We start from the raw sequence: 11820 nt of genomic DNA, 5'->3' as shown, positions 1-11820 counted from the left end.
CTTCATCATTAGACCGCATTTGAGTAAGACACATGATTAAATCATCATCTTCATCAACCGCAACGGCAACCTTTGGCATCAAAATAGATTCTAGATCTAAATTATTTATGTCATTAGCAGCTATTTTTAATCTTTTTTCATCGGTAAACATCCCAAGGGCTAACATAAGCATAGCTTTCTCATTCGTCTCTAACTTAGAACCTTCCAAAGGCAGACGTTTGATAATCGCATCTACTAATCCAACAGTCCCATCCCAAATAGAATCAGTGAAAGCGAAGGTGTTAGCCTTTTCTTTTATCTGTTCTAAATTTTTGCGAATGGTAGCTATACGGACAGTTTCTTGCTTTGTTAAACATTGAAGTGTTGATTCAGCGAGCTTTTTAAATTGAGCAAATAACCCATAACTTATAGCAGAACCTATTTCTTCAATTTCATCATCATCACGCAAACTAATTGCAAGCATAGGCGAAAGTCTCATATAAAACTTAGAGCGCACTACGTTTGAATCAGGGGCATCATTTCTAATAAAATCGGCAATGTCAGGATATTCTGCGCATTGCTGTTCAAGTAAGGTCCTATAAGCTGCAACAAAGTTTTGACTTTCTATGTCGTAACTTTTTTTAATGGTTAAAAACTCAAATTTCAGTTCGTCAATAGAGTGTTTTGGCACAAGCCAACCACCCCAAATAGGAACTCCAATATCATCAAATACACGTTTTGCGCGCATATAATGTTTCTGAACAAATGAAATATTCTTGCTATCAACTAGTTTTTTACGTGGAGACTCCGTAACAGAGGACACGTTAATACCATTTAAACTAAATACTTCTGAATCTTTAGCTGTTTTTTTACCACTAAAAGAAGAGAAATCTAATGTTAAATAATAACAAGATTCACCGTATTTGATTTTTGATTGTGCCATTTCATGTTCATTTCTATTAAGTATTACAGTCATAACGAACTCCAAAAAAATTAATAAAATTAATTAAAAATTAAAAGAAAGTTACAACTGTCCCTAAAGGGAGTAGATGCAACTCCCAAAAGGGTTAAATATTAATCACCGAAGTCAAATGCATAATGAATAAATCCATTGATGTTAACTTCAAGAGGCTTACGATTTCTAAAGTGAGTAAATCCGCGACGGACTTTCTTAGGTTTAGGTTCGTAAAGTCTGATAGCGTTTTCGCGAATAAATTCCCCATCTAAACCAGCAAAATTAGCAACAAGTAAAAACTCGGGGCCATTCAACCAATCTAAGATATCTAAGGAATCTGAGCAGTCTTCGGAAAGTAGAGTTAAATTATAGACAATGAATCGGTCCCAAAAGGAAATCAATTCTTCATCAGTCCAGCCTTCAATAGGGTTTAATCCTAATTGTTGGTAGGTTTTATCTCTTTTCTTTCTAATAGGTTTATCTTTAATCACAGTCATAGCGAACTCCAAAAATTAATTAAATAAATAAAACAAATAATCAAAACCTGAAGACGATATGACCCAATGAAGAGAGTAATATCCCTTCAGGGAAAATCTACATAACGTTGTAGTTGTCGGCCAGTGGCAAGATGAACAGTTAATTGCATACGCAAAAATAAAATACCTGAGGCATTTTCTGTTCAATGATTCCCATAAATTAATTATTAAATTACAAAAAGATTAGAATCTTTAAGTAAAAAAGTATTTGCATATGCAAAAGTATAAAAAATTTAAAGGGAGGGTGGAAATCTATGAATCAATAACAAAAAGCTCTTATGAAAAGCGCTTTGTTAATGGTTATATCCTGCAAGACCACAGGATATAACTAAAGTTACGGAACATAACACCAGTTCTTGAATCTTCAAAACCATGGATTTACAAGGCGGCATTACCGCTTGGTCTTGTATTCATAAAACCGCGATAGACTCACCCGCGACAATATGTTTATTAGTAAGAGCCCAACTAGTTATACATTCAGCCAGCTCACCATCGTCAATTATGCAGGTTTCATTTTGTTCAAAAAAAGCAGTTGATCCATCATGAAACACTATTCTATTTATTTCTCGGCTATATATGCCTTTCACTTGATTATGTAACATATCGTTAATCCTATTAAATGGGTTACTCCTAATAGCCTTTTATAAAAAGATTATTAGTGAGTAACCCAAATAACAACGACAATTAAAAAATAAAATAAAAATATAGTAGAGTAAATAAAAAGCTGAGCAGCAAACTTGGGAGTTTGAAGCTCAACTTTAAAATTTTCTAAATAAACCTATTAATTACAATTTACTATCAAATAAACGTTGTAAGAAGAGGTAATCATTAGGGTCAAGGCAAATAATAATAAAATACTGATGGTAAACATTAAATAATCCAAAAGTAATTTAAAATTGGCTTAACCGCTAAACAATAAAAACCTAAACCAACAACAGAACAAGCAAGTAAAACTAGTAATAAAACACTCATAACGAACTCCAAAAAAAAGAGAGTTATAAGCATCCATAAAGGAGTGTTTATAACTCCCTTAAGGGTTTAAATACGCAAGGTTCAAGGTGAACAATGCAATTAATCTGATAGACAGTCAGTAAGGTAAATCAATGATATGTGCCGAATATATCAATAAAATCATCCATATGGACGACCCGAAAAACCCACCTATAGTACAAAATTACATGCGTAATATGTAAAATCTCAAGAAGAGAAAATTTCTAAATGCTTAGAAAAGTAAGGGTGCTATAAAGCGAGGGCGGTGAGGGTTTGGTGGCAAACTATCTGCCAAGCTTAATGCACTCGAAAATGCATTGAGCGTGTCAGACAAATTTGAAGTAACAGAGGACCGAGCCGGTTTCAACCAATCACCTGGCTCAATGGTGATTAGTGTGCAAGCTAAAAAGAGTTACAACAGCTTGCTAGCCTAGAATTAGTCTCTGAGTATCAAATGGCAAATTTAATACTGTTATGAAGCCTTTTAGCCTCATAAGTGAATTAGTGAGTTAATTTGAATAACTCACTTTGTATAAGGATACTTAAAATTACAGAAACGTCAAGATGCGTTTTCGTCAGATTCCGTTTGTTTTATCGTATTTTGAACAAATTCTAATCCCGATTCGGTAACAAATCGACTTAACTCTTTTTCAATGCTATATGAGACAACTAACTCACTTTTAGCCCTGGTCATTGCAACATAAAACAATCGACGCTCTTCATCAACACCACCAGCAGAGTTGCCTTCTAATGTTGCCTTAGATGGACATGTACCTTCGTTCCCACCCAAAATCCATACTCGGTTAAATTGAAGTCCTTTAGATGAGTGCATTGTCGCTAGAGTGAGAATATCCTCCCCTGCTTGCTTATCCTTCTTCTTTACACTTGAACGTTCCACTAAGTATCTAATATTACTTTCAAAGCTTCCCTGCATCTTTTGTAGAATATCACTAACGGCCCTAATTACACCTTGTTCTGACTTAGATGAACGGACATGTGAACATAGATCGATCATCATCTTTAGCCTCAAAGCGACCTCATTTGAATTCGAAGTGGGGATTTGCCACTTTTCCCACATTCCGTGATATCGTTTAGCTACATTTGACCATTGATCATCTGATGTATATGACAAATCACCAAAAGAGATTCTTCTCATATTTATCTGATTAATGATGACTCCTATGTTTTGTTCACTTTCATGTAGAAAACCTAATACTTCAGCTAAAACCTGTGATGATTTAGGTTCTATCATCACATACATACTCTTGACGAACATCAATGCTACCGGATTATCCCAAAACCCTTTACCGCCAAGCCTTTGATAATCGATTCCATGGCTCTTAATTATTGTTTCTATTAGGTCTAACTGCAAATTACTTCTAGCCAACACAGCCCAATCGCTGGGCCTATTAGAGATAGATTTAAATGCAGTTTCGGCCTCACCTACTTCGCCACTATCTGTGTACCAAGCTTTACCTTCAACCGGCGCACTAGACACCATAGGCTTATCTACCCTGTCATGGTTGTTCTCAATAAGTTGCCCCGCCCTCTCCAATATTTTTGGGCCGCACCGGAAGCACTCGCTTAAGATATAGGCAACCGAATTAAAGTCTCTTTGAAAATCGACCATATTTTGGTAGCCAGCAGCCCCCCTCCAGCTGTAAATGGCTTGGTCATCATCACCAACAACAATCAATTTTTTTCCTCTAATACCGTGCTCATACAGCCAGTTATACTGTAATTTGTCGGTATCTTGGAATTCATCGACGAGGATATGAGTTTCATTTACTGGTGGGATAATATCTTGTGAAAGGCTCACATAAACTTTCTTACAAACCATATTGAAATCAACCCGTTTAGCTGACTTCAGTATAGAAAGGTATCTCTGATATAACTCGTAGTTATAATCATCTGATCCTTTGGGGGTAATTTGTCTTCCATAAAACTCAATAGATGCCATAGCTTCGGCGTGATCCCCACCAAAACTCTCTTCTCGCATAGCTCTTTCAACGAAGAAATACTGATCTATACCGATGGCCAGTTTTTCATTATTGTGAAGCTTATACATATGCCAAGCAACAGAATGGAAGGTTTGGACACGAACACGGGCGATCTGAAAACTAGTTAACTTTTCAAATAACCTGTGCCTAAGCTCTTTGGTGGCAGCATCAGTGAAGGTAATCAACAAAATGCTATAACTCGGTGACTTATTTAGTAGCCTCAAAGCTAACTCTATCAAGGTGAAGCTTTTCCCGCTTCCTGGCAAGGCACAGGTTAAAGTGTGCTCATCTGTATTAGCAACACTATTTTGATCATTCGTAATCCCCACACAAACCCCAATTCTTACAGTATAATATATTGTGTTTATTATTACATTTAGCCTCTAATAAATACCAATCAATTCGTTAGTAAACTGCCTAAAAGGTTAGTAATTAACTTCTTCTAGGCAGCTTCTGCAGTTCCACCAGCACTAAACAGCCTACTAATTTGCATTGATATAAGTTTATTGTCTTGCTTCTTAGTTGCCACTCTTTTTAACACCTCGACCCCGACACTGGTGAACAGTGGACTCAAACAGTCATGACTTTTCAAGTCAAGTTTGTTCAATCCTTTAGCCCAATGCAACTCCGCTGCTACTCTTCTAGTGAGTTTTTTTTCATCTGAATTAGTAGATGGTTTTACAGTGAACACCGGATTGATGTAATCCTGATTGACCATATATGCTATGGAAGTCGTAAAGCCATGCGCCAACAAGAATGCATTAGTTTTAGAGTAATTGGATTTAATCCATCCACATATCACATCTATATTTTTTGATATATTTACAGTAGGGATATATTGAGTACCTTGAGTATGGATTATTGCCCCCCCCTGCTTAACCTGGTCAATAATGCTCTCCACTGCTTCAACAGGGACCGACTTAATTAACGACTGTTTTAACTCACTCGTTTTCTGCTCTAAATCCATCACTAACAATTGTTTTAGTTCAAAATCCATATCTACCAGTTTCATTTCGGCTTTAGTAGCTAGCACTGTAAGCATGGCATCAACAGTTGATAAAACAGGTGCAAATTCTGACAACCAGATTTCATACTTTTTACGACGCTCATTCGAGTTAGTTGCAAACAGCCCTAAAAAATCTGACGCTAAATATGCATTAGCAATGCTTTCAAACTGCAAAGTAAAATCATGAAGCCTCTGAGATATATTTTTATATACTTGTTTATTTTGCAACTCTGCACATGCGACGTTAATGAAATCAGTTTTTATATGACTATTTTGTAAATGCCTAACATGCCTAACAGCAAGTAAGTGTTGTGCTTTTTGAGAACGATGCTCACTCATAGAAATAAGGGTCGGTATAGACAGCAAACGCTTTTCACTTAGATTTGCTAGGTCATAGAGTCCGGCCTTATCAAATAGCTCAGTACGCTTCAATGTTTTGTGAAGAAAGTGGACTAACTTTTCAGAAATCGATAAGCCGGTGTTATTAGTCAAATGGTAAACGGGCGCTGTACCCATAAATTTTCTCAACGGCAGTTTGTTTCGAATACATTTTCTTAACGATTGTTCATGTAACTTAAGTAATTGGTCCCAACCGTAGTCCTTCCAGTATTCAAAAACATCGGAATCGAAGTTAATACCATTCTTTATTTCGAAATCTCTTTCAGATTGATGAGTACCAATCAAGCACACTTTCTCGACACTATCATCCGGCACCCAATAACTAACAGTTTGCTCTAACTGATTGGATAATGACGTCTTGATGCTAGCGGTATAAGTTTTAAGTGATGATCTTCCGGCAACATACTTACCAGCGGCTTTATCAAAAACTCTCTTACGAGCAGACCAACATTTCAACGGTTGCTTTTTTGTCTTCTTCGCGCTTTTATCAAAGTAAGTCACTGAGCTAGTGTAAATAGCTTGATTTGAAAATTCATGTGTAGATTGAATACCAAACGAAGAATTTTGCTCTTTTCTGAACGCCTCCATTTCCTCGATTGAAACGCCTTCCTCGTTAGAAGCATGCTCCAACTCCAAAGCATAATCTTGACGACCAAGATCCAAAAGCTCGTTGTAGAGCGTTGAGCCTTGAACAAGCTTAATTTGTTTTTTTGTCGCTAAACACTTGGCCTTTACTTCCTCTTGGCCAGTACCAGTAATATTGTAGCTAAGGTTAAATTTCCTAGTAAACAAACTACGGGTCACTGGGTAATTAACCACCCCTCCTAAAGCATCAAACTGAATATTCTTAATTTGCCAATAGTCATCAATTTGAAATGGCATAAATTCTCTTAAATCTGAAGCTTTAAGTGAACCTCCAAGCTTTGACTTTAACTCTGAGTATGTCGAACTAACCGGTGTGAATAAGCGAGCTACAACCGCATCCGGTAAGCGCTGTCTTTTAAGCTCTTCTGATATTGTCGGTAGCCCTTGCAACTGTCGCTTCGCATTCAATTCCGCATTAGTAGGAGGGAATGGAATAGACTTACCTTTGTTGAACACTGAATCATAAATCGAAACTGGTTGGTAGGGTTGCGAGGCTACACCATGCAAGGCCCAAAGAAATGACAGTAACACAGCATGCTCTTTGCTAAACAAGGTATATAACGGCCCCTCCAACATCCTGCTTGTGTAACAATCAATATATTGATTTTTTACACTTTCAGTTAGCGTTATGTCATTCATTATATCTTGAATACCTACATCTAAACCAAGCTCATTTCGCTCATGTAGATTTTTAAATTCAATGTGAATTTTTTGATAATCTAGAGATATCTGACTTGCATACCAGACCATTTTTTCTAGCACTCGAGATCTCAGCGAATTAGGCTGTAAAAATACATTGTTGTTTGCAGAATTGTCGTAAGCTCTAGCATGAAAAGATCTCAATGTAATGTCATCAGATACTCTTGATAAATAATCCCTTAATCTTAATGTTGAATCTCCAAACCTTGACCAACGAGGATATTCAAAAGACTCCTTAGCGGTCTTATCTTCTGCAACAAGTGTACAAGTTACGCAGCCAAACCGAGCTACCCTGCCATTACCACAACCGCTTGTTTCACTTTTATTAGCATCATCGATAATCGCAACATCACAAACATCACTACCAGAGCTTTCGCCGTAAATGGCTAACAATAAACCAAAGTTTTGACCATATGAACTTATGACACAACCTGGAACAGGCCTAACCATTGGAGCATTACCGGCATGAGTTAAATAACTAATCACATCTGCAGATGACCAGTGTCCAATAGGGGCAAAACGAAAAACATTTCCTTTGACGCTTTGTTCGGCAACTTTAATATTTTCTATTAGTTTTTGCGCTTGAACAGATAGGACATTCTGGTTTAACATATTGTTCTTTCTTCGTGGGGATTCCGAAGACCGTGAACCCGATACGCTTATCCAGCTGCTTCTCTGGTACCTTACTGGCAACGATGACTTTATAAGCCTTAACTCCTTGACTCCCAAATCAATCTTCCAAATTTTCGAGCAATCAGCAGATCGACCTGATGACGCTGTAGCTAATAATTTTTGAGCTCCAGCAAATAATGTCATCAACTGATCTTGAATCGGCGGAGATATCGTTTTAATAAATAAATTTATGTCACTCTCAGCCGCTTTTATACTTACCTGCTTATGAGCAAATGGTAAGTAACATTGGATGGGTGCAGGTTCTAATAAGGTATCCACAGTAATGACCACTAGTGGACGTTCTTTTTCAATAACCCCTGCTTTTATTCCTCTAGCCATAGCCTCAATAGCACCATTTAAGATGCACGTTGAATCCTTGCCACCACTAAAGCCAATTTGCAGGCAGTACCCTTCCTTTAGCAGCGTTAAATACTCATTTATTAACTCTTCACTCTTATCAAAAGCATTCATTGATTCTTCTGCTTTATAAGAATCCAAATTAAATAAGTCCATAACGCCACCACCTAAAAAATCGTTTTTATATGTTTTGAATATATAACACTTTGTTTTTGCTGCAAGGAAGTTACCCCGAAATTTACAACGCAAATACTACCCTCCACTTCCTTGTGGGAAAATAAATGTATGAGAAGATTTATGTAAGTCAAAAAAACACTGGTAATTAAAATGAACGCGACATTAAACAACACTAATAGCTTGGTCATACCAAAATTCACAATCACCGCCGATCGTGATCTTGATATCGTTATACAGGAAGGAACTGAAGGGATAGGGCAGACCTTTTTAACACAACTAACATATGAGCAATGCGCGACATACTTCGAACTTGAAGATCCTAATATACCTGAACGTGAACGATTACAGCGCGACGCAGAGAAAAGTCGTATCAATAATATCTGTGGCTATCTTGTTAATAGAAATAACACTGTGTTTCCTTCTGCACTGCTTATCGTCACAGCTCTTGAAATGCAGACATTACTTGAAAATGGTGTTAATGGGTATGTTGGCACCAATATCTATAAAGCGACCATAAAAAGCCATAGTGATCGTTTATTCATTGATGGCCAAGGTAGAATAGGAGCGATTAAAAAAGCAATTTTAGAGCGCCCTGAAATAGCTGGATATACCTTAAACGTTAAAATAGTAGTTGTGAAAACTGTTACTATCCGTGAGTCATCTAAGTTTGTTACTCAACTTTTTTCTGATCTGCACCTTGGGTTGACCAAACCAAATTCCAGCCAAAGTATTTACTTTGACTCTGAGTCCTCATCAAGCCGTCTTGCAAAAGAAATCATAGAAGTCACCGAGGCGAGCGGATTGAAATTCGGAAATGTTATTGCCGTTAATGGAAAACTGACGCTTGGTAAAATCTTCACCCTTGCTAACTTAATTGACTTCATCATGATCATGGTTGGCGAAAGCAGTAAGAAATCAGCTAACAAAATGCTCAATGACCAGGATTGTTACAAAGTTTATTTGTCTTTAATAAGCAAGTATCTATATGAGCTTTATAATGTACTTAATATCGGACACTTACAGTCTATTGATAACCCAGGGGAAGCTAAAGAATATATCAACTCAAATATTTTTTATTGTGCAATAGGCCTAAAGGCTCTTGCTTACATCGGACGCTCAATAATAGAAGATTCACTTCACAACCAATGCAACATATTAAATTTTGAACCACTTACAAAAATCAAAACCTTACCAGTGAATGATAGGACGGCAGATATCTGGATTAATAAAGAGATTTATCAAATTATTCAAGGTAAAACTCGAATAGTTAAATCTTCCGAAAAACGACTTGCTAATTTAGTTTGCCAAAAGATTCGCATAATCCCTTGCTCTAGCCTGATTTAAAGGATACGTGATGAAAAATAATGAATTTGACCTGAAAGCCACTAGATGTCCAATTGCAATGGTTTATGTGAGAAGGGCTTTAACATTGGCAATTGAGCAGGAGTTTGAAGGCAACCTGACTATTAAGACCATAGAGCCAAGTTTATTGCGCGATTTATCATTTTTTGCAGGACACTTTGAAGGAAAGATTGATATCATTAACTCTTCCCAAACGGATGTTACTTTATCTATGAAAAACAATTGGATTGAATCAAATGTCGCAATAGATGATGAGCTAAACGATATAAAATATCAGCACAATATCTTGGTAAAAATTTCTAAGTAAAAGAGGTTGTTCATGAGTCAAAGTTATTACGACAATCTGAAGTGTTTTTGCCAAAATGCACTAATACACTTGTATTTGACCGTAGGCGAATCTACACGCTTTTGCCCTGAACAAAATCGCGACCAGATTCTCATTAAATTTATGAAGCCTCTTTTAAAAAGCCCAAAATTTAAAGAGGTAAAGTCTGCGGTGAAACAAATACTTGTTTCAAAGAAGAGTAAGGAAAGACATTTAAACGATCTTATGAAACTGCTTTATAAAAATCGGCTGGTGGAACAAGCTGAGAAAAAATGGGTTGAATTACTATGTTCAATAAACGAATTAACACAATATGAAATATCTATATCAAGCTTAAAAGACCAAGCCAAGGCCGGTAATATTTATGCGATAATTGATGATGTAGTTGAGTGCATAGACCCTACTAATGGAAGCTCAATCAAACCTCTCTCATTATTTGTATATTGCACTGAAACTGGCAAAACAATTGACGAGATAGTTAATTTTATCAATAAGTCTGGACATTATTTTTCATCAATTGAGCGAGAATTCGATGGCATGGCCAAGTTAAATATTGATTTTGTATTAGCAACTGAAGCTGCTGATTAGTGGCGAAAATGAATGTAAACACGCAACCGGCAAAAAGACATGTTCTAGCTTGGTAATCACTTGCCTAGTCTGGTCAGAGTATCGTAATTAAAGAGAATACCCATTTAATGCGAACGAATAGCATAGGATCTCCAACGGAAATATAGATATCCAAAAGAAAATGGTTTTCTAGTTAGTTACTAACTATATGTAATCAAAGTATAATGGCCTAAACTCTTGTAGCAATTTTTTTTCATGTTAACTTATAACTATACCAATAATTAGGAATACCCTGAATGAAACATTTACCCAATGTAGCAACCGTTGCACTTTTAGCCTTTACGCTTGCAGGTTGTGCCTCTACACCATCAGGCCCTAAATCCTTAGCCGATATCACTCCTATCGAACAAAGCGATTCATCAGCCTTAAAGATAGTAAAAATGGCCAGTCTTGATCGCAATATTAAAGATTTGAAAGTGCCAGAAGATTTTGACACTGGAGGATATTCACTAACGAAAGGAGCCGTTGACGTCACTGCCGGAGCATTAGGTGTTGGAGTGGCAAACGCTGCTGGATTCTCAGGTTCTATGTCTCAACTTGGTCTTGGCTTGTTAATGTCTAACAAAAATGAACCGTATAAACAATTTACGTTTATTACGTTTTTACAAGGTAGTGATACAAGCGAAATTTACACGTATCAAAAAGAATTAATTTCTTCTCTTGGGACGTTTGTATCAAGTACTAAATCCCGTTCTGGCAATCACTTTAGTGTCATAACTGCCAAAGGTAGCTCTTTCTCAAGCTGCAAGCCAAGTACAACTAAACCGTGCCAGTTCGCATCAGTACTAAAAGTTCAAGCGAAACTAAATGGTACTGTATTAAACACTTTTGGACTTATGGATAACCATACAAATGATTCAACCATAGTCCAATGGTCAGTTCCTTATGATGTTCTTGAAACCGCATTGATTAAAGGCGTACCAATCAAAAACACGTACTTATATGTGCCACACAAAAACCATAAAGCCGAAAAAGCTAACTTACTTGGTGAGGTAGACAAAATGCTTATTAAAGTTCCTTACCTAATCAACCTAGATACACAAGAAGCTCTATTTTTTGTCAAAAAATAAATTGTTAGTGACTAACTGAGT

General features: G+C 36.7%; 8 protein-coding genes. 4 read left to right on the top strand and 4 right to left on the bottom strand.

Going from position 1 to position 11820, the window contains the following annotated elements; genetic code table 11:
• The 4 genes from H5185_RS08665 to H5185_RS08650 all read right to left on the bottom strand — a co-directional run.
• Window positions 1-955, bottom strand: a 955-nt coding sequence (locus H5185_RS08665; RefSeq protein WP_182741855.1) for a DUF3150 domain-containing protein, incomplete at its 3' end; no start/stop codon positions are given.
• A 98-nt stretch (window positions 956-1053) separates the two neighbouring features.
• On the bottom strand, window positions 1054-1431 hold the full coding sequence (locus H5185_RS08660; protein WP_182741854.1) for a hypothetical protein: 378 nt from the start codon (window positions 1429-1431) through the stop codon (window positions 1054-1056).
• A gap of 1588 nt (window positions 1432-3019) precedes the next feature.
• Window positions 3020-4789, bottom strand: a complete 1770-nt coding sequence (locus H5185_RS23280) for an ATP-dependent helicase (RefSeq protein WP_182741853.1) — start codon at window positions 4787-4789, stop codon at window positions 3020-3022.
• Window positions 4790-4902: 113 nt separating this feature from the next.
• A complete protein-coding gene (locus tag H5185_RS08650; protein ID WP_182741852.1) occupies window positions 4903-8487 on the bottom strand; it encodes a hypothetical protein in 3585 nt (1194 codons plus the stop codon).
• Window positions 8488-8565: 78 nt separating this feature from the next.
• Between H5185_RS08650 and H5185_RS08645 the strand changes: the two genes are divergently transcribed.
• The 4 genes from H5185_RS08645 (at window position 8566) to H5185_RS08630 (ending at window position 11799) form a co-directional block, all read left to right on the top strand.
• Window positions 8566-9759: a DNA sulfur modification protein DndB gene (locus tag H5185_RS08645; RefSeq protein ID WP_182741851.1), complete on the top strand. Its 1194-nt coding sequence runs from the start codon at window positions 8566-8568 to the stop codon at window positions 9757-9759.
• Between the two features lie 10 nt (window positions 9760-9769).
• On the top strand, window positions 9770-10084 hold the full coding sequence (locus H5185_RS08640; protein WP_182741850.1) for a hypothetical protein: 315 nt from the start codon (window positions 9770-9772) through the stop codon (window positions 10082-10084).
• A 12-nt stretch (window positions 10085-10096) separates the two neighbouring features.
• Window positions 10097-10690 carry a DUF2913 family protein gene (locus H5185_RS08635; RefSeq protein ID WP_182741849.1) on the top strand — a complete coding sequence of 198 codons (594 nt, stop codon included), beginning with the start codon at window positions 10097-10099 and terminating at the stop codon, window positions 10688-10690.
• Window positions 10691-10965: 275 nt separating this feature from the next.
• On the top strand, window positions 10966-11799 hold the full coding sequence (locus H5185_RS08630; protein ID WP_182741848.1) for a hypothetical protein: 834 nt from the start codon (window positions 10966-10968) through the stop codon (window positions 11797-11799).
• Window positions 11800-11820 lie beyond the last annotated feature (21 nt).

The organism is Shewanella sp. SG44-6 (assembly GCF_014164185.1).
Taxonomy (GTDB): domain Bacteria; phylum Pseudomonadota; class Gammaproteobacteria; order Enterobacterales; family Shewanellaceae; genus Shewanella; species Shewanella vesiculosa.
The sequence above is the reverse complement of the archived record's forward strand: the minus strand, read 5'-3'. Positions and strand labels throughout refer to the sequence as shown.